This is a genomic window from Streptomyces sp. NPDC005898, assembly GCF_040629635.1.
Taxonomy (GTDB): Bacteria; Actinomycetota; Actinomycetes; order Streptomycetales; family Streptomycetaceae; genus Streptomyces.
The window spans coordinates 96748-116001 of the sequence record NZ_JBEXWC010000022.1 but is presented as its reverse complement, the minus strand read 5'-3'; the positions used below and the strand labels follow the sequence as shown (position 1 = coordinate 116001).

Annotated in this window: 12 protein-coding genes and 4 pseudogenes; 11 read left to right on the top strand and 5 right to left on the bottom strand. The window is 69.9% G+C overall.

What is annotated here, in order from left to right; translation table 11 throughout:
* Positions 1-36: 36 nt before the first annotated feature.
* The 3 genes from ABZ385_RS25810 (at position 37) to ABZ385_RS25800 (ending at position 5074) form a co-directional block, all read left to right on the top strand.
* The gene (locus tag ABZ385_RS25810; protein ID WP_358913411.1) at positions 37-705 is read left to right on the top strand and encodes a hypothetical protein; all 669 of its coding nucleotides are present in this window, start codon (positions 37-39) and stop codon (positions 703-705) included.
* 83 nt (positions 706-788) lie between these two features.
* Entirely contained in the window at positions 789-1709 is a 921-nt protein-coding gene (locus ABZ385_RS25805) for a methyltransferase domain-containing protein (RefSeq protein ID WP_358913409.1), read from the top strand.
* A 239-nt stretch (positions 1710-1948) separates the two neighbouring features.
* Positions 1949-5074: an amino acid adenylation domain-containing protein gene (locus tag ABZ385_RS25800; RefSeq protein WP_358913408.1), complete on the top strand. Its 3126-nt coding sequence runs from the start codon at positions 1949-1951 to the stop codon at positions 5072-5074.
* 83 nt (positions 5075-5157) lie between these two features.
* On the opposite strand, the gene ABZ385_RS25795 is transcribed toward ABZ385_RS25800, so the two are convergent.
* Positions 5158-5742: a hypothetical protein gene (locus ABZ385_RS25795; protein WP_358913406.1), complete on the bottom strand. Its 585-nt coding sequence runs from the start codon at positions 5740-5742 to the stop codon at positions 5158-5160.
* Between the two features lie 72 nt (positions 5743-5814).
* Here ABZ385_RS25795 and ABZ385_RS25790 point away from each other — a divergent pair.
* The 3 genes and pseudogenes from ABZ385_RS25790 to ABZ385_RS25780 form a co-directional block, all read left to right on the top strand.
* Positions 5815-5964: pseudogene (locus tag ABZ385_RS25790) on the top strand (ATP-binding protein); the annotation flags it as partial.
* A gap of 941 nt (positions 5965-6905) precedes the next feature.
* Complete coding sequence (locus ABZ385_RS25785; protein ID WP_358913404.1) at positions 6906-7352, top strand: NUDIX domain-containing protein; 447 nt, start codon at positions 6906-6908, stop codon at positions 7350-7352.
* Between the two features lie 116 nt (positions 7353-7468).
* Positions 7469-8406 (top strand): annotated as a pseudogene (locus ABZ385_RS25780) (IS5 family transposase).
* On the opposite strand, the gene ABZ385_RS25775 reads toward ABZ385_RS25780, so the two are convergent.
* Entirely contained in the window at positions 8387-8986 is a 600-nt protein-coding gene (locus ABZ385_RS25775; protein ID WP_358913402.1) for a hypothetical protein, read from the bottom strand. The pseudogene ABZ385_RS25780 and the gene ABZ385_RS25775 sit on opposite strands and share 20 nt — an antisense overlap.
* Before the next feature lie 179 nt (positions 8987-9165).
* On the opposite strand from ABZ385_RS25775, the gene ABZ385_RS25770 reads away from it, so the two are divergent.
* Both ABZ385_RS25770 and ABZ385_RS25765 read left to right on the top strand, forming a co-directional pair.
* Positions 9166-9549: an SH3 domain-containing protein gene (locus tag ABZ385_RS25770; RefSeq protein ID WP_358913400.1), complete on the top strand. Its 384-nt coding sequence runs from the start codon at positions 9166-9168 to the stop codon at positions 9547-9549.
* Positions 9550-9669: 120 nt separating this feature from the next.
* Positions 9670-9855, top strand: a pseudogene (locus tag ABZ385_RS25765) (DUF6233 domain-containing protein); the annotation flags it as partial.
* Positions 9856-10621: 766 nt separating this feature from the next.
* Here the strand turns inward: ABZ385_RS25765 and ABZ385_RS25760 are convergent.
* Together ABZ385_RS25760 and ABZ385_RS25755 are read right to left on the bottom strand one after the other, a co-directional pair.
* Positions 10622-11518, bottom strand: a complete 897-nt coding sequence (locus ABZ385_RS25760) for a hypothetical protein (protein WP_358913398.1) — start codon at positions 11516-11518, stop codon at positions 10622-10624.
* Positions 11519-11591: 73 nt separating this feature from the next.
* Positions 11592-14447 carry an ABC transporter substrate-binding protein gene (locus ABZ385_RS25755; protein ID WP_358913396.1) on the bottom strand — a complete coding sequence of 952 codons (2856 nt, stop codon included), beginning with the start codon at positions 14445-14447 and terminating at the stop codon, positions 11592-11594.
* 342 nt (positions 14448-14789) lie between these two features.
* On the opposite strand from ABZ385_RS25755, the gene ABZ385_RS25750 reads away from it, so the two are divergent.
* A complete protein-coding gene (locus ABZ385_RS25750; RefSeq protein ID WP_358913394.1) occupies positions 14790-16346 on the top strand; it encodes a glycosyl hydrolase family 18 protein in 1557 nt (518 codons plus the stop codon).
* A 136-nt stretch (positions 16347-16482) separates the two neighbouring features.
* On the opposite strand, the pseudogene ABZ385_RS25745 reads toward ABZ385_RS25750, so the two are convergent.
* Positions 16483-17310, bottom strand: a pseudogene (locus tag ABZ385_RS25745) (RICIN domain-containing protein); the annotation flags it as partial.
* 710 nt (positions 17311-18020) lie between these two features.
* Between ABZ385_RS25745 and ABZ385_RS25740 the strand changes: the two are divergent.
* On the top strand, positions 18021-18635 hold the full coding sequence (locus tag ABZ385_RS25740; protein WP_358913428.1) for an NAD(P)H-dependent oxidoreductase: 615 nt from the start codon (positions 18021-18023) through the stop codon (positions 18633-18635).
* 163 nt (positions 18636-18798) lie between these two features.
* Positions 18799-19065 (top strand): hypothetical protein, encoded by a 267-nt coding sequence (locus ABZ385_RS25735; protein ID WP_358696405.1) that lies wholly within the window; start codon positions 18799-18801, stop codon positions 19063-19065.
* Positions 19066-19254 lie beyond the last annotated feature (189 nt).

The window sequence follows — 19254 nt, the reverse complement described above, 5'->3', positions numbered from 1 at the left end:
GACGGCCATCCGTCGCCGACCACCGAAGGGAATCACATGACCACCCGAAGCCACATGGACGCCAAGGCCCTGGCCGACGACGTCCGACAGAGCCTCACGAGCGAGGCCCCCGGCAGTCCGCTCACCCTGGCGCCCGTCACCGAGCCCGGCGTCCTGGAACCGCTGCGTCGTCTGGTGGCGGTCGAGTACCGGGCACACGCGGTGGAACTCGTCGCGTACGGGACCCTGCTGACCCGGTATCCGCACCGGCCCGCCGCCGAACTCTGGGTGACCCTGGCACACATCGTCCACGAGGCCACTCCCAAGTTGCGGGAAGTGGCCAGGGCCCTGGAGATGACCGAGACCGACCTGGTGGGCCGGCCGACGAAGAGCGGCGCCTACTCCTTCCACGGCGCCATGTCCTGGATCGCCGCATGCGGGAGCCAGACCGCGGCAGCTCTGGCTGCCCACACCGACATGCACGTCTACTACTCCGGCGCCACCGCCGTCGCACGACGCCTGCGGGAGACGGGTGCACCGGTGCCGCGAGAGTTCCTCGACTACTACGACGACCCCGGCGACGCCGCCCTGGCAGAACTCGCCCTGACCGTCGCCCAGGACGGCCTCGACCGGGGCGACGATCCGCAGGAAGCGCTGTTCCACGCCCACCGCATCGCAGACGCACTGCTGGACGTCTGGAAGGCCGCGGCGGCCGACACGGTCTGAGCCCGTGACACCCCGGTGCCGGGGCCGCCGCCCCGGCACCGCGTCACCTGTCCAACACCGCCTGTCCGACAAGGAGGCAACCGATGAACGGCATCGACGAACCGGCGTATGAGGTACTGCCGAGCCACCGCAGCGACCCGTTCCGCGCTCACGTGGTCCGGGCCTATGAGGACTCCCCGGGCGACTGGCAGAAAGTCCTGGGCGAGCAACTGCACTTCCAGTGGGGCGTCTTCGGCCACCCGGACTCCCCTCGCCCCGTGTCCCTCGACGAGGCGGGACGCAGGCACCTGGAACGGCAACTCGCCCTCGCCACAGGTGACGGCTCCGGCCAGACCACCCCGCGACGCATCCTGGACATCGGGTGCGGATGGGGGGCGACGCTCAGGCACCTCGCGCAGGTCTATCCCGACTGCCCGCGCCTGGACGGCATGAACATCAGCGCCCAGCAGCTCGCCCACTGTGCCGGCTTCGTGCGCGACGTGCCCCGGCCGGACCGTGTCCACCTGTATCTGTGCGACGCCGCCGACATCGCCGAGCTGCCCGACCGGGAGCAGCCCTACGACCTCGTGATCGCCCGGGGAGTCATCACGCACCTCCCCCCACAGGTGTACGAAACCGCAGTCGAGGCGCTGGCCCGCCGCATGCGGCCAGGGTCCCTGTTCGTCGTCTCCGAGACGCTCTACACCGAGGAGTTCCTGGACCGTGAGCCGGATCTGCCCGCGAACGCGGACCATCTGGCGCTGCGGCACCGCAAGTCGCTGCGCTACGTCACCGAGGTCCTGCGGGACGGCGGATTCCGGATCCGGGACGACCGGGTGCTGCCCTGCCCGGAGGACGCCGCCCGGTGGGTGCTGGAGCTGAAGAGCAACATCGACGTCCACTTCCCCGAGAAGGCGAGCCCGCCTCTGGAGGCGATCCGGGGCATGGCCGCGGATCTGGCCGTCGCCCTGCTGCGCCAGGACGCCTCGGCCCACAGCATCGTCGCCGAGAGGAGCCCCGCGTAGGACAGCCGGTACCGGTGTCCCTTAGCACCGCGCCAGGGGCCCGCCCGGGCGGCGGAGTGGGACTCCCCTCGGCACGGCGACGCCGTGCGCGGTCCGGTGTTTCGCTCCTGACGCTTCCGCGCGGGCCCCCGGCGGGCCGGCACGCACACCATCCCCGTCACCACGCCGGCCCCCTGTCGGGGTGACGCCCCAGGACAACGACCTGACCACCCAAACGAACCAGAGGAGTCGGCGTGGCAATGCCGAACGACATCACCCCCACCCCCCTACCCCAGCATGCCCGTAGCTGGAACCAGGTATCCACCGGCCATCCCCGGACGGCCAGCATCCCGCTCCTCTTCACGGAACAGGTAGACGCCCGGCCCGAGGCAACGGCCGTGGAGTGGGCGGACGGTGCATGGACCTACCGCGAGCTGGCGGTACAGGTCCGGCGCGGCGCGACGGCACTGCGGGCATGCGGAGTGGGTGCCGGGGACGTGGTCGCGGTGGTCATGCGGCGGTCACCGGCGGCAGTGGCCACCATCCTCGCGATCCTGCACGCGGGCGGGGTCTACCTCCCGGTCGGTCCGGACCAGCCCGCCGACCGGTTGACCCTGATGCTGCGCGACGCCGGAGTCCGGGTGGCGGTACACGGCGCGGACGGGCCCGTAGAGGTACCGGACGCCACGACCGCCGTCCGCGCCGACGACCTGTTCACCGTTCCCGAGGAGGCTGATCCGCAGTGGTGGCGCGAACGCGCCGCCGGTGAGGCGGCGTACGTCATCTACACCTCCGGATCGACCGGCACCCCCAAGGGCGTGGTGTGTCCCCACCGCGGCCAGACCAGGCTGGCCCGCGGGGCGGGGGAGCTGCGCATCCGGCCCGACGACCGCGTTCTCGCCACCACCGACCTGACCTTCGACGTGTCCTGCTTCGAGATCTTCGCCACCCTGCTGAACGGCGCCTGCCTCCTCCTCACCCAGGACTCGGACCTGCTGGACTCCAAGGCACTGGAGAACGTGGTGCGCGGTCGGCACGTCAGCGTGATGTGGCTGAGCGCGGGCCTCTTCCACCAGCACGTCCACCTCGCACCGCACCTCTTCGCCGGGCTGCGTCTTCTCATCGCGGGTGGCGACGTGCTCAGCCCCCGCGCGGTACGCGCCGTACTAGCGGAGGGCCGGCCGGGTGCCTTCCTCAACGGCTACGGGCCCACCGAGAACTCCTCCCTGTCCACCGTGTGCCGGGTGGACCACCTGGCACCGCAGGCCGAGAACGTGCCCATCGGGGTGCCGGTCGCCGGCTCGACCGCCTACGTGGTGCGTGAGGACGGCACGGTCGCCGCCCCCGGCGAGACGGGCGAGCTGTGGGTCGGCGGCGACGGGGTGGCGCTGGGTTACCTGGGCGACCCGCGCAGGACGGCGGAACGCTTCCTCGAAGACCGGTGGAGTCCCGAGGGAATACGCGGACGGCTCTACCGCACCGGCGACATGGCACGGTGGCGCGAGGACGGGGCGCTCGAGTTCCTCGGGCGGCGCGACCGCCAGGTCAAGATCCGCGGTTACCGCGTCGAGCTGGACGAGGTCGAGTCGGTACTGTCGGCACATCCGCATGTGCGTCAGACGGCGGTCGACGTCGTCGGAGAGGGGGCGGGACAGCGGCTGGTGGCCGCTGTCGTGGCGCAGGGTGGACGTGAGCACAAGGCCCTCGTGGCTCGCCTGCATGAGCATGTACGCGACCGGCTGCCCAGCTACATGGTGCCGACGCGGATCGCCCTGGTGGACGCGCTCCCCCTCACCTCAAGCGGCAAGGTCGACCGCAGGTCGCTGTCCGCCCTTGCCACGCCCGCCATGTCGGCGGCCCGTGCCGAGGCGCCCCGGGGAGAGGTGGAGGAAATCCTCGCCCATGTGTGGCGCGATGTTCTCCACGAGGACACAGTCGCCCGCGACATGCGCTTCTTCGCTCTCGGCGGTACGTCGCTGCGGGCCACTCAGGTCACCGCCGCGGTACGCGAACGGCTGAAGGTACCGGCCGGGTTCGGGCGTGCGATGATCCGCAGCCTGGTCGCCGACCCGTCCCTGCGGGACTTCGCCGCGACGGTGCGGGACCTGCTCGACGGCCACGAGGAGTCCGCCGGCGCGGACATCGACTTCGCGGCCGAGAGCCGACTCGATGCGGACCTGCGGTACACCGCGCCCGCGACGGCCGCTCCGCGGGCGCCTCGGCAGGTTCTGCTGACCGGCTCGACCGGGTTCCTGGGGGGCTATCTCGTAGACCGGCTGTTGCGGGAAGGCGTGGAGCGCGTGCACTGTCTGATTCGCGCCGACGATCCACCGCAGGCCCTCGCGCGGCTGGCCGCCAGGATGCGGCGCTACGGGCTCGACCCCGAACCGCTGCTGGGGCGTGTCGTCCCCGTACCCGGAGAGCTGGCCGAGCCGCACCTCGGTCTGTCCGAAGGCGACTGGGACCGGCTGGCCCGTGAGACCGACCTGATCGTGCACTGCGGCGCCCGGGTCAACTTCGCCTACCCCTACGGCGCGCTCGCGCCGGTCAACGTGGGCGGCACCCGCACGGTGCTGGAGTTGGCGGGCGAGCACACCACCAAACCGCTCCACTACATCTCCACCATCGCGGTGATCGCCGGGTTCGGCACCGCAGGCGCCGGACACGTCGACGAGAACACCCCGCTCGACCACGCCGACCGCCTGTCCCTGGGCTATCCCGAGACCAAATGGGTCGCGGAAAACCTCGTTGCCGAGGCCGGCCGGCGCGGTCTGCCGGTGGCCGTCCACCGCCCCTACGAGGTGACCGGCACCGTGGGCCGGGGCGTGTGGAACACCGACACCATGATGTGCGCCCTGTTCCGCACCGTCGCCGAAACCGCCCTCGCCCCGGACATGGCCCTGCCGCTGGACTTCGTGCCGGTGGACTACACCGCCGACGCGATCACCCACATCATCACCCACCAGGACCCCGACGGACGCGTGTACCACCTCACCAACCCCCGCGCAGCCCGTCTGCCCCTGCTCGTTGAACGCCTGACCGCCATGGGCTACCCGGTGCGGACCGTGCCCTACGACACATGGACAGAGATGCTCACCGACCTGACGGCACGGATACCCGACCACCCCATGGCCCCATACGTCGCCATGTTCGTCGAACCGGCTCGTGACAGCGAGGTCTCGGTCAAGCAGATGTACACCGACGGGGTCTTCCCCACCTTCAGCCGCCGCAACACCGACGCCGCACTCGCGGACAGCGGACTCGTCTGCCCGCCCGTCGATGCCGAACTGCTCGACACCTACCTGCACGAGTTCAGGCGCACCGGGTTCCTCGCGCCCCCCTCGGGGTCCACCCGCGCCGCGTCCGCTCCCGAGGCCATCAAATGACCACAGGGGCGGCGGTCGCCCAATGAACCCAGTGATTTCGGGACCTGACAGCGGCTCCGATCCGATGGTGGCTGGCACCAGGGTTAGATGACACCCGAGGTCCGATGCGGCGGGGCAACAAGGGTGGTCACCGCCCCGCCGGGGCGGCCACGAAGACCGACGACGTACGCACCGCGTACCTGGAAGGCCGCTCCATCGCCGCCCTCGTCCGTGACCATGGTGTCAGCCGCGGTGCGATCCGTACCGCCGTCGCCGACCTCCTGCCCGACCACACCGCCATCGAGGAGGACGTGCCCGCCCCGGAGCTGCCAGCCATCGGATTTGGCCAGGTCCAGTGCCCCTCCCTCGCGGGCCTCTTCCGTGCCCAGGAAGGCCCCCGGGTTGTCGGCACAGACCTCGGCGAGCGAACCGAACTTGCTCACGCAGACCACGATCCGCGTTCCACAGGTCGTCGCATCCGCCGGCACGCGAACACGCCCGTACTCGCTGGCGTCCTGTGTGTCCTGCTCGAACTCGCACCGGGTCCCGAACTCCGTCTCGAGCCGGCGTACCAGCCTGCCGAACGCGAGGCTCGCTGCGGCGCGGTCATAGTTCAGCGGCCACTCCAGCCGCTCGGGGTCGTCGAGTTCACGCAGGAGAGCCAGCAGTTCCGTCTCACTCATCGACATCGGTGAATCCTGCCGTCCGGCGGGCGGAAACAGAAGCGGCCGAAAGGAGCGACAAGCCAAACAGACCGCCTCAAGGCGTTCACCGGCTGCTCAAAGACGTTCACCGATCCACGGCTCTGCACGGCCATCGTCGACCGACTCACTTTCAACGCCCCCTTCATCGAGACCGGCACCGAGGCCTACCGGCTGGCCCGCACCAAAGCGAACGCCAGGACCAGGTAGTCGACCGGCCTCACGAAGGCGGAGGAACCTCCCGGACGAGACCTAGGGCATCCCCCAGCCGCAGGGCCAGCGAGCGGTCACCATACGTATCCGCGAACACGGCAGATCGCCGGCTCGACCCCTGCGGGCGCCGAGCCCGGCAACGCGGGCAGATCGGTGTCCACCCCGTCCCCGCCCACCTCCACATCTACGACACGATGCGCGCCACTGAGGCCGTCCTTGTCGAGACCGCCGACCGCGCGCGCCGTCGTCGTCCCGCACTCCCGACGAGCTACGCGCGCGAGGCCGGCCGCCGACCGCGCGCCGCAACGTCCTCGCGTCCGGGGGCACGCTCGATCCGCGGCGGTGGCGGTACACCGGGCGCAGGACGGCGCCGTACGCCGCACTGTGGCTCCTCACCCGCACCACCCACGCCTCGGGGCCGTTCACGGCACTTCCCGAGCAAGAGGCACGACACATCGACCGCGTGACATCGGGTGCGACCGAGCGCGTCGAGCGGGCCTTCGGCATCGCCGCCCAGCACCGCACCATGGAGCAGCGGTGTGGCTGAACCTGGTTAGCGCGGCGCCGATCGAGCAGGTGCTGAACGGGCGCGGCCCGGCGCTGAGACAGGAGCTGCCGGCCAGCAAGGCGAGCGCGAGGACGACCTGGCGACTCATGATGACGCACACCGATGTGCCGGTCTATCCCCGAGCACGGGGGCGACCCTCTGCCCCACGTTGTGGTCTCGACTGCATCGGCCCATCCCCGCGAGCGCGGGGGCGACTCCTTGTCGTACTCGGCGGCCGTCTCACCGGCCGGTTCATCCCCGCGAGCGCGGGGGCGACACTTCCTGAGCTGGGGCTTTACCGGACGAGAGGCCTGTTTTCATTTAGGGCCTGTCTCTTCGATCTAGGGGGATCCCTCGCGATCGAGGGATGTGTAACCCCTACGCTGCGGGAATGCGGGAGTTGACGTTGCGTATCCGGGTTGCTGCCTACGTCCTGCGCCGACGCGCGGGACGTTCGGTGCAATTGCTCGTGTTCGACCACGACGCGGACCTGCCGCCCGGCACGCACATCCCGGCGGGGGGTGTGGCCCCGGAGGAGCCACTGGAAGAGGCAGTGTTGCGGGAAGTCGCGGAGGAGTGCGGGCTGACCTGCGTGCGGGTGCTACGCCCTCTCGCGGAGGAGCACACCCCGCACCCGATCCGCCGCTTCCCCCGCCACACCACCTTCTTCGAACTGGAGGTGGACGCCGACGCAGACGTCCCGGATGCGTGGGACCACCACGTGACGGGCGCGGGGGGCGACAACGGCATGACGTTCCACTGCCGTTTCGAGCCGCTGCCCCTGGCCTTCCCGTTGGCGGACGGCCAGGACGCCTGGCTGGATCGTCTGGAAGCATGAGCGCCGTCGCTTGGTCGCCCCCACAGCTGGCACGGCAGGCTGTGGATTCGAGCGGGCTGGTGCATACCGCCTCGGCGCGAAGGTGTCTCTATGGTCAGTGACTCGTTGATCTGGTCATGCTCAGCAGGGGGGACCTCACAGATGGCGAGTGGGCGGTGCTCGCGCCGCTGCTGCCCGGGAGCAACGGCCGGTGCGGCCGGTGGCGCGACCACCGCCAGGTGATTAACGGAATCATCCACCGGCTCAGCACCGGCTGCCAGTGGCGCAAGCTGCCCGAACGCTTCGGCCCGTGGCAGACCATCCGTAAACGCCATGCGCTGTGGTCGGCCGACGGCACCTGGGAGCGGCTGCTCCAGCACGTCCAGGCCATCGCCGACGCAGCGGGCGACATCGACTGGAACATCAACATCGACTCCACCTCGATCCGCGCTCACCCGCACGCAGCAGGGGCTCCGATAGGCCTGCCACCAGCACCGCCGAGTTCCTCAAAGGGGGCCGCGCAAAAATCAGTTCACGTGCGCGCGCACTTGCGCCTGCGCCCATTCCTGGCGGAGGCGGTGCGGCAGGCGAAGCACTCGGCCGCTCCCGCGGCGGACTGACCACAAAGGTCCACCTGAGCGTGGACGGCAGGTGCCGCCCTCTCTCGCTGATTGTCACGCCCGGTCAGCGGGCAGACTGCACCCAGTTCGAGCCGGTCATGGGCAAGATCCGGGGCCCCCGGCTCGGCGCGGGCCGGCCGAGGCAGATGCCAGACAGCGTCGGCGCCGATAAGGCGTACAGCAACGGACCGATTCGCCGTTATCTGCGACGACGCGGGATCCGGCACGTCATCCCGGAGAAGAGCGACACCAAGTCCGTCCGACGACGCATAGGTTCAGACGGAGGCCGACCGCCCAGTTTCGACAAGGCCCGGTACAAGGCGAGGAACACTGTCGAGCGGGCGATCAACAAGATCAAGCAGTTCCGAGGCGTCGCTACCCGCTACGACAAGCGTGGATACGTCTACCTGGGCACCGTCACCGCCGCTGCACTCCTCATCTGGCTCCGCTCGTGATCGAGGAGACAGGTCCTAGTGGTCGTCGGCGGCCGTGAACTGAGCCCACGGGTGCGGGGGGGGCAGCGAAGTAGCGGCGGGCGCTCCACTCTAGGTACCGCATCCGGCTCTCGGGCTGCGCGGCGGTCTTCCCCGTGAACACGAACGCCACCGGTACGTACCCCTCTCGCCGGTCGCCGGATAGGCCCGGGACCACAGTCAGCAGTCGTGCACCGCCGCATCCTGCCGCCCGCCCCGCCTTCTCCCTGGTCGGGTCGGCCTTCGGCGCCAGGAGCTCGAACCAGTCGGTGTAGCGGCGCAGCTTCGCCATCAGCTCGTTGACGCGGTCGACCTCCAAAAGCAGTTCCCCCCGCTTCCTTGTGTCCTCGCTCGGTGAGCACCCACAGCTGTTGGTTCGCCTCCAGCCGCATCTCCACTCAGACCTCCCCTCGCCCTTGAGGGCGTTAAGGGTGTCCCTCGTGCACCGGTCGTGCGAGTCGGTGAGGCGTAGCATCCGCAACAGGTCTTCCGCGAATGCCCCCTGGAAGATCCCCAGCGCCTTCGGTACTTCCTTCTCTCCAACCGGAACCAGAACGGGCAACGTCCACCCTTCCGGTTGGGGAGTTCTCATGGGCCAGGCGGCTGACTTCGCCCCGACGGCGCTAGCGTGGTGCGCGGCTCCGGTATCCGACGTTGAGAGGTGACACCGCTCGGCGGCCCGGGCTGCTCCTACGTACGTGTTCCGCACCCAGAACCGATGACGCAAGGGGAATCGATTCCATGACGGTCGCAGCAGCACGCCGCACCATGTCACCGCGTCGCTCCGTCGCTCGCACGGCGGCCGTGACGGCCCTGTCCGCCGCCGCGCTGCTCGGTGGCGGTCTCACGGCCCAGGCCGCCGCACCCGCCCGGACGACGGGCGCGGCCGTGGAGCTCGCGCCGGCCGGTCCGCTCGCCACCCGGTGCTACTACAGGGTCAACGCCAGCGGCGGTCTGCTGATCCGTAGCGGTCCCGGCACCAGCTACTCGGTCGTCGGGTCTTACGCCAACGGCTCCACGATCCTCGCGTCGGCGTCCACCACCAACGGATTCCGTCAGGTGAGCACCAACCGCTGGGTCTCCTCGGCGTACACCGTCCGCATCACCAGCTATCCCTGTGAGTGACAGGGACCCGCGCCGAGGACACCGTTCCCCCAACTTTCGACAGGCCGCCGGCCGGTCTCCGCATTTGTCGAGCGCCTGAGTTCGCATTTTCTGAGGTGCTGGCACGACGAAGGTTCGCGAGGGACGGGCCCGGCCCGGAGGCTGTTGCACGCGCCGGACTGCGATGAAGCGCCGCTGGGCGCACCGCTGCTCGGTGTGGAGCAGGCACTGGACGTCGCGGAGACCCCGGGGACGCGGCTGTGCGCGCTGTGCGGGTGCGCGCGGGAGCTGGCGCCGATGCTGAGCGGCTGCGACCACATCACCGACCCCCGACCCGCTGTGCCCTCGATGGTGACGGGGACTTCTAGCGGCACGATCCCCTCGCTGCTCTTGAACATAGCGGTGATGCTCAGGCGGACCGGCTCATCTGCGTAGTTGCGGCGCCAATCGTCCATGGCGGTCGTCGGCCACGGCGGCGGAGCCGTGGGGGTGCGGTCGTATCGCGTCCTCTTGCCGACTGACAGCTGCTGCGGGGCGACCGTCCGGCCGGTGTCGTCGCGGCCGTCCGCACCGTTGATTGGTCAGGGCGAGCTGATGTGGACTGCGTCATCCCGGTAGAGCCAGTACTGGAACCGATTCTCCTTCTCAAGATCCCGGCGCTGCCAGAGGCGTCGTAAGTAAGGAGGTCTTCTCGCCGACGATCCACGCGGCGCCGGCACGGCGGCGAAGTCCTGGTAGGTCTGCAGGGTCCAGGGGCAGGGCGAGAACACTCCACTCCGCCGCCGATGAAGTGCATCTTGCCGGGCCCGCCCCGGTCACCGGTGTCCGGGAGGGCGTGTCGCGGGTCCGCGCCTTGTCGTCCCACCGGTGGGTGCATCCGTCGGCGGCGTGCTCAAACCCGGCCGCCCAGGTCTCGTTCGAGCCGTGGGCGGCACGGGCAGGGCCGTCCATCCCGGCGCCACGGCCGTGGCCTCGGTCGGCTACAACAGCGTTCACGAGGTGTCCCGGACGCGAGGGGCGCTTGGCTCAGGTGTTCGCCGACGCGTGAGCAGACCTTGCACAGCCGCAGTTTGGACAGGTGAGCCGGGTGTTGTCAGGTCTTCTGGCGGGCAGTCTTGTAGAGCTTGGCGGTCAGGGCGGCGACCTCGTTCTGTGAGGCGGCCTTGCCGCCCGTCATCGACTGTGCCAGGGCGAAGACGTTGGCGCCGCCGAGGGTGGAGTAGTCGGACCAGGCGCAGACCGGGAACTGGTATTCCTTGGCCGCGTTCCCTGCGGGCGAGGCGCCCTTGTCGAAGGTGACTTTCACGTCCTGGCACTTCATCAGCGCGCCCTTGAAGCCGGTGGGACGCACGGTCTCGGGGTTTCCGACGGGGCGTAGTTGGATCCCTTTGACCTTGGCGCCGCCCTTGGGGCTCTGCTCGTCGAGGCGGGCGAAGTAGTTGTCCAGTGCCTCGGCGGGGTTGTCGATGTCACCGTAGAGGCCGTCGAAGGTCAGGCGTTTGCCGCCGGTCTTCGTCAGGTCGTCGGGGTCGGTGCTGGGCGCGTTGTAAATGCCGGACACGCCTTGGGGGTTGCTCACCCCGAGGTCCTCGGCCTTGCTCTTCTGTTCGGCGGTCAGCTCACCGGACGTGGTGCCGGGGCCCGTCTTCCGGTAGTCGTCGACCGACTCGGGGGCGACGAGCGTGTAGCCCTTGGTGCTTTCGGACACGGCGCTGTTGTTCGCGCTGTCTCCGTCGCCGTCATCGGCGAGCAGGAAGTAGGCGCCGCCGGCGATCACCGCGAGGGCGAGGACCGCGCCGGTGACGATCAGGCCCGTCTTCTTCTTGGGGGTCTGTGGCGGGGGTGGGAAGCCGCCTGGCGCGCCCCCGTAGGGGGGTTGTTGACCGGAGGAGGGCTGCTGTCCGTAGGGGCCGGGAGGCTGCGGCGGGCCCCACCCCTGCTGGCCTTGCGGCGGCTGCTGGCCGTACGGGCCGGGCTGGTTGTGGCTCATGTGTGCTGTCCCCCTCCAAAAGTTCCTGCGTGACGAACATCTTGGCCATGGCGTTCATGAGCAGCGGTCGGGCTCACTTTCGTACGTAGGCGTTGATCGGCGAGAGCCCGCTCAGGTCGACCCGCAGCCCGCGCAGCGCCGGCGAGTACAGATAGGTCCGCTTCGGTACGTAGACCGGGATGGTGGCGGCCTGCTCCATCACCAGGCGGCTCACCTCGGACCACCGCTCGCCCGCCTCTTTGAGATCGTTCGCGGCGTTCGCGGCGTCGATCGCCGCGTTCACCTTCTTGTCGTCGAGCCGACTGTAGTTGCTCGATTTCCCGGTGGTGTTGCGTCCGTCGAAATAGTCGGGCAGGTAGTTGGAGGCGGTGGGCATACCGCCGCCGACGGCCATGCGGAACATGTCGTACTTGCCGCTCGCCGCGCCGCTCCAGAAGGAGGCGGTCGGCACCTGTTTGACCGTCACCTCGAAGCCGGCCCTTTTCAGCCCCTGTTCGGCGGCCTCCGCGCGCTGCTTGTCGGTGGTGGTCTCCGGGTGGGCGAGGGTCAGGCGGTAGCCCAGCTCGTCCGCCTCCTGGAGCAGCAGCCGGGCCTTGGTCGGGTCGCCGTCCTTGCGCGGGTCGTCGCCGTCGAAGCCGGTCGAGCCGGGCACCCCCGGCGGAAGGAAGTGGGAGATCAGCTTCCCTTCCCCGCCGCTCGCCTTGAGGATCGGGTCCCTGGGCAGGGCGGCGGCGATGGCCTTGCGCACCTTGAGGTTCTTCACCCGCTCGGTGTTGATGACGTAGGACTGGGTGTGCCAAGTGGGTGCCTCGACGGACTCGGCGGTGCCCGCCGGGCCCTGGATGCCGACGGGTTGGTCGGTGCCGCTGAAGGTCATCAGCGCCTCGCCCTTGCGCGCCGCGCCGATGCGGTGCCGGATCTCCTCGACGCCCAGGCCGGTCTGGATGCGGTAGCCGTCGGGGTAGGCGCCGCGTACCGGATCGGTGTCCTTGCGCCACTCGGGGTTGCGGGTGAGGGTGAGGTTCTTGGGGTCTACGGGGTCACTGATTTGGTAGGGGCCGGTGGACGGCAGCGCCTTGAGGCCGCCGAGGCCGCCGGTGGTCCCCTCCGGCAGCGGTGTCCCCGAGGGACCCGCGAGGATGACGTCGAGGTCGCGGTGGGAGCCGGCGAGGTGGAAGACGATCGTGCGGTCGTCGGGTGTCTCGATCGCGCTCTTCCTCGCGGATTTGGCGTCCGCCCCCTTGGGTCCGTAGAGGAAGGTGCGCAGGGTCCGGTCGCCGCCGGCCAGGTCGGAGGCGAAGGTGCGCTCGATGGCGTACCGGAAGTCCTCGGCGCGCACGGGTCTGCCGTCGTTGTAGGTGAGCCCGCTCTTGAGCTTGAACGTCCAGTCGCGGCCGTTGGTCGTCCGCCCGGCGTCCTTGGCGAGGTCACCGACGACCTTGACGCGGCCCTCGGCATCGGTACGCAAGGCGGTGAGGCTGCGGTAGACGAGGTGTGCGAGCTGTTCGTCGGCGCCGCCGGGCCACATCAGGGCGGGATCGAGCGAGGCGAACTCCGCCGGTTCGAGCACGGTGACCCGGCCGCCTCTGCGGGCGCCGGCGACGGCTGGTGCGGGGCCCTTGGAGTCGGCGGCCGTGCCGACGCTCAGGGTTTGCGTCTTGGCCTCGGTCACCTTGTCGGCCCGGATCCCGCGGCCACCGGATCCGCCCTCGCCCTGGCTCTGGTTCTCCTTCCGGCCGCTCTTCTCGTCGTCCCCGAACGGATCGAGGAGCGTGAAAGTCGTCACCAGCGCGCCGGCGGCCAGCACCGCGACGGCGCTCATGCCCCACACCTTGGCCCGCGATCTGCCGGTGGCGGGGGCAGAGGGCGGTCCGAAGCCGGCAGGGGGTGGGACGCGGCCGTCCGCAGGCGAAGGCGGGGAGGGGTATGTGTGGGTGAACGGAGTCGGGCCGGTGGCGGGGGCCCAGGGCGCGGGGGACGGCTCTACGGCCGACGCGGGCGGCGGAGCCTGCGGCATCGGGGGCAGCGGCGGCGCGAGGGGGTAGGAGCCGGGGGCGGCCGGCCGGTGCTGGGCCGCGGCTCTCGGGTCCACTTCGCTCAGGGCTTGCAGGGCGTCCCTGGCCTCCCGCGCGTCCGGCCGGTCGCCGGGCTCCTTGGCCAGCATCCGGCCGAGCAGGTCGTCCCACTCGGGGGCGAGATCCGGGCGGCGCGCCGAGAGCCGGTCCGGGGTCTCGTACACGTGGCCGTGCATCAGCGCGGCGGCGGAGTCGGCGTCGAACGGCGGTGCGCCGGTGAGGAGTTCGTACACCATGCAGCCCAGCGAGTACACGTCGCAGGAGCCGTCGTCGGCACCGCGCGTGAAGCGCTCCGGGGCCATGTAGTGCAGGGTGCCGACGGGCGCGTCGGCGGTGCCCGTCAGATATCCGGCCGTGGTGGTGGCGTCGAGGAACTTGGCGATGCCGAAGTCGAGGACCTTGACCGTGTCCTCGTCCGTCACCATCACGTTCGCCGGTTTGATGTCGCGGTGGACGATGCCCGCCCGGTGCGCGGTGGCGAGGGCCCGGCAGACCTGCGCGGAGATGACGGCGACCCGCTGTGGCGTGAGGGGACCGGCGTCCAGGACCAGCTCCCGTACCGTACGGCCGGACAGCAGCGGCATCACCAGATAGGGGACGCCGCTCGCCGACCCGTGGTCGAAGACCGGCACGATGTACGAACTGTCCAGGGCCGCGGCGGCCCGCGCCTCGCGCACGAACATGGCGAGGAAGCGTTCCGCCTCGGCCTGCGTCGTGCCGCGCGGCGTGCTGAGGACCTTGACGGCGACGCGCCGCTGGAGCCGCGAGTCCTCTGCCCGCCACACCTCGCCCATACCGCCCGCGCCGATGCGCTCCACGAGCGTGTACCGGCCGTCCAGGACCGTCCCCTGCATCCTCGTGCCTCCCCCGGCGACAGGACTTCCCGCCTGTCGTTGATCCTCAATCTACCGTCGGCAGACCGGTGTTGGGCACGCGGTGGTCGTAGCGGGGGCGCGGGGCGGTCCGGTTGCGGGTGTCCGTACCCTCACGGGATGGCAAAACCGTAGAGAAGTGGTCCAGTTCACCGGCCGCGCATCTGCCTGCGGGCGACCGCCGGAGCGGGCGACCGGGCCGAGATTGGTCTAGTCCTGTATTGGTCCAGGCCATTGACCGGCCCCTGGCGGCGGGGCTATTCCCTAGTCACTGCCGCCGCACCGCAGAGAGGCCGGCACCCGTCCCCCACACCTTGGACCGCCATGAGAAGCAGACGCTCCGTCCGCGCCCTGTTCACCACCGCCGTCGTCACGCTGGCCGCGGCGGGCCTCACCGCCACCGGACTGAGCACGGCCCAGGCCGCCGACGCCGGCAAAGCCGACGGTACGGCGCAGGCCGCGTCCCCGCTCCCCGCCCGCGTCTTCGCCCCGTACTTCGAGTCCTGGACCGGCGAGAGCCCCGCCGCACTGGCCGCCCAGTCCGGGGCCAAGCACCTGACGATGGCGTTCATCCAGACCGCCAAGGCCGGGTCCTGCACCGCGCTCTGGAACGGAGACACCTCCACCCCCATCGCCGCCTCCTCCTTCGGCAACGACATCAAGGCCATCCAGGCGGCGGGCGGCGACGTCATCCCCTCCTTCGGCGGCTACACGGCCGACACCACCGGCACCGAGATCGCCGACAGCTGCACGGACGTCAACCAGATCGCGGCGGTCTACGAGAAGGTCATCACCACGTACGACGTCTCCCGCCTCGACATGGACATCGAGGTCGACTCGCTGGACAACGCGGCGGGCGTGGACCGCAGGAACAAGGCCATCAAGATCGTCCAGGACTGGGCGGCGGCGAACGGCCGTCAGGTCCAGTTCTCGTACACGCTCCCCACGACCACCAAGGGCCTGGCGGCGAGCGGTCTCGCCGTCCTGAAGAACGCCGTGGCCAACGGCGCGCGGGTCGACGTCGCGAACCTCATGACCTTCGACTACTACGACAACGCCACCCACAACATGGCCAACGACACCGAGACCGCGGCCCAGGGCCTGTACAACCAGCTCGCCAAGCTCTATCCCGCCAAGACGCCCGCCCAGCTGTGGGGCATGATCGGCGTCACCGAGATGCCTGGCGTCGACGACTTCGGCCCGGCCGAGACCTTCACCCTCGCCAACGCCACCCAGGTCTACGACTGGGCCGTCGCCAAAGGCATCAACACCCTCTCCTTCTGGGCCCTGCAACGGGACAACGGGCGTTGCCCAGGCGCCCCGGCCAACGACAGCTGCTCGTCGATCCCCCAGGACACCTGGGACTTCACCCACATCTTCGCGCCGTTCACCAGTGGTACGACCACGCCGGCCGACGACTTCTCGCTGACGGCGACCCCTGCCAACGGGTCGGTCACGGCGGGAAGTTCGACGACCTCCACCGTGAAGACCGCGGTGACGGCGGGGCAGGCCAAGAGCGTGAACCTGAGCGTCAGCGGCGCACCGGCCGGCGTCACCGCCACCCTCAGCCCCGCCTCCGTGACGACGGGCGGCTCCTCCACACTGACCGTCAAGACCACGGCGGCCACCGTCTCGGGCACGTACACCCTGAACATCACCGGGACCAGCTCATCGGCCCTGCACTCCACGCCGTACGTCCTGACCGTCACCGGCGGTGTCCCCGAGTGCACGGCCGCTCCGTGGGCGAAGTCGACGGTCTACACCGGCGGCCAGCAGGTCTCGCACCAGGGGCACACCTGGAAGGCCAAGTGGTGGACGACGGGCGAGGAGCCGGGGACGACCGGGGAGTGGGGGGTGTGGCAGGACCTCGGGGCCTGCTGACCTGTCCTTCGGGAGTCGGTTGCCCACCGTGACGGCACCCGCGGAGCCCCGGCGGTCTTCCACACCGCCGGGCGCCTCGGGGCCAGTAGGGAGCGCGGTTGAGCGGTGTCGGCACCGGGGCCGTGGGCCACGGGGCTCACGCGGGGTGCAGCTGCCACTGCCGGCCCCGGTGGTCGCCTTCGGCGCCGGCCTGCTTGATCACCGTGCGCGCGTTGGTGCCGACCCGCAGCAGCAGCCCGCTGTTCCCGTTGGCGATCTCGAACACCCGTGGTGTGTCGGTCGCCGGTCCCACGGGGATCAGGCGCCACTGCTGGTGACGCGCACCGCCGCCCTCGTAGGCGCGCTGTGCGACCACCGCCCCGGCCGACTCCTGCGCCTCGACGACTTCCAGGGCCTTGCCGCTTCGCACGTTCTCGATCCTGTACAGGATTTCGCCGTTGTCCTGGCCCGCCGCGACCAGGCGCCACCGCTGGTGGTCTCCGGGGGCGACCAGGGTCTGGTGGACCTCGGCCCCGTCCTTGATCGACTCGCGCAGGACCCCCATCCGCAGCCTGCTGCGGACATTGGCCCAGGCGACCACGGTGCCCGAATCGGGCAGCCCGGCCATCTTCGTCGACGCGATCTTGCGCAGTCGGTGGTTGATGTGGTCGGCGATGTAGAGGGCGTCGACGCAGTCCACCGCGAGCCCGAACGGCGCGTTCAACTGGGCTGCGGTGGCTGGACCGCCGTCACCGCCGAAGCCCGCGGTCCCCTTCCCGGCGACCGTGCTGATCGTTCCGTCCGCCGTGACCTTGCGGACGCGGTGGTTGGCGTACTCGGAGATGTAGAGGATGCCGGTGCTGTCGATCGCGATCCCGTACGGCTTGTTCAATTGTGGTTTCAACTGGGCCGTCAGGGCGGGCTCGTTCTCCCCCGCGAAGCCCGCGGCCCCGGTGCCCGCGATCGTGCTGATGGGCGGGTCGGACCGCTCGTCGTCGTTGGCTGCCTTCTGGGGGGTGCTCATCGTCGTCCCTTCACCGCTGGACGACCGCCTGGGGCAGGCGGTCCCGGCTGATCTCAAGAAGTCACGGAAGGTCTGGGTGTCGGCGGTCGCCGGACGGGCGTGCGTCGGTCGGGTGCGCGCCCGTCCGGCGTACGTCCGTCCGGCGTGCGTTGGACCGGCGCGCGTCGGGGCCCGGCTGCGCACCGGGGCTGACCGCCCCGGGGACTACCGGGTTCTGAAGTGGCGGAGGAGGTTGCGGGCCACGTAGACGCCCGGGCCGCCGAAGCCGACGATGTCGACCCGTACGCGCTGATACCGCGGCTAGGGTAAGCGCCGCTTGAGTGGCGCAAAGCGTGGGGGTAGGCGTGAACAGCTTGTACCCGTGTCAGCGAGGGGCCGTCGACGCCGTCCTGCGCGCCCGCCCTCGAAGTCTCCCCCGCAGCCATCGTTCCGGAGAGCGGGCTTCGAACGCAGGTGATCGCGGCGACCGGGCCCCGGAAAACCGGGGTGGCAGTACGCGGCGCGGAGGAGCTCCAGCTGGGGCGGAACACGCACCGGCACGCCCGCACTCGATTTATACCTGAATGTGTTTCACGCGGATCTTGTCAACCGGTTCCATGAGCAGTCCTCACCGGCCATGATGATCAGCCGAGCGGGAGCGTCTGCAATCCCCCGCTCGGTTGACGACACCGATGTTCTTTGGGGGACGAATGCCGCGTATTGGGGTCTACCTCGCGCACCCACGGCCTGGCAGTTTCAACCACGCCGTGTACAACACCGTTGTGCGACACCTGCGCGACCTCGGATGCGAGGTCCTCGCACATGACCTCTACGCCGAGAAATTCGCACCTGAGTTGACCGCCGACGAGACGGATACGGTCCGGTCCGCCACCCACACTCACGATGCGCAGGTGGCTCTTCATCGGGCGGAGGTGGCCACACTTGACGCCTTGGTGTTCGTGCACCCGAATTGGTGGGGCATGCCACCCGCTGTCCTCGCAGGATGGGTGCAGCGTGTCCTCGCGCCCGGTGTTGCCTACAAACTGGGAACCCCAGAGGGGGAGCCCGAAGGGCTGCTGAGAGCGGGCCGAGCCCTCGTCCTGAACACCTCGGATACCCCCGCCGACCGCGAAGAGGCCGAGTTCGGAGACCCGCTGCAAAGGATCTGGGCGTCATGCATCCTGCCTTACGCAGGAGTTGGCGACGTTCGCCGGTTCGTCTTCCGAACGCTCACCGACTCCTCCGATGAGACCCGCGCCTCCTGGTTGCACCAGGCACGCTGCCACGCCGCCGCACTGCTGGCCTGACACACGCGGCGTGCTGTGCACGTGCGCTTGTGCCGAGCCGGGTGCAGTGGGCAGCTACGTAGTCAACTCAACGTCTGCGGAGGGGATTTCGGGGCAGTCGGACGCTAGGAGGCCGATCAGCTTGGGGTCGGATCCAGGAGCGACCGATTCGAAGGAGCGAGAGATGACTACGCCGTACGGCAACCAGCCCGTCGGGCAGCACCACACCCCGGCCAAGAGCGGTGCCAGCGAGAACGTTCTCAGCATCATCGCGATCGTGCTGGGCGCGATCGGTTTTCTCTTCCTGCCGATCGTGTTCGGGCTGGGCGGGCTGATCCTGGCCGTCATCGCCAAATTCGCTCGACACGAACGGCTCTCCACCATCGCCCTGATAGTCGGTGCCGTCGGCCTGATCGGCGGAATGATCCTCGGTGCCATCGTCGCCAGTTAGACGGTTTCGTTTGGGTCGTCGTGGGGGGTGCGTGTCCGCGCAGCGAAGCTCCGTCGCGGAGGTGACCTCCACGGTCGATATCGGTGCCGATGTCGGGGTCGGTGATGACATCGGTTAGCGCTGTGGAGAACCGCAGCGCAGTCCCCTGCACACGATGGCTCCCCGGCCGCATGGAAACCGGCCGGCGGA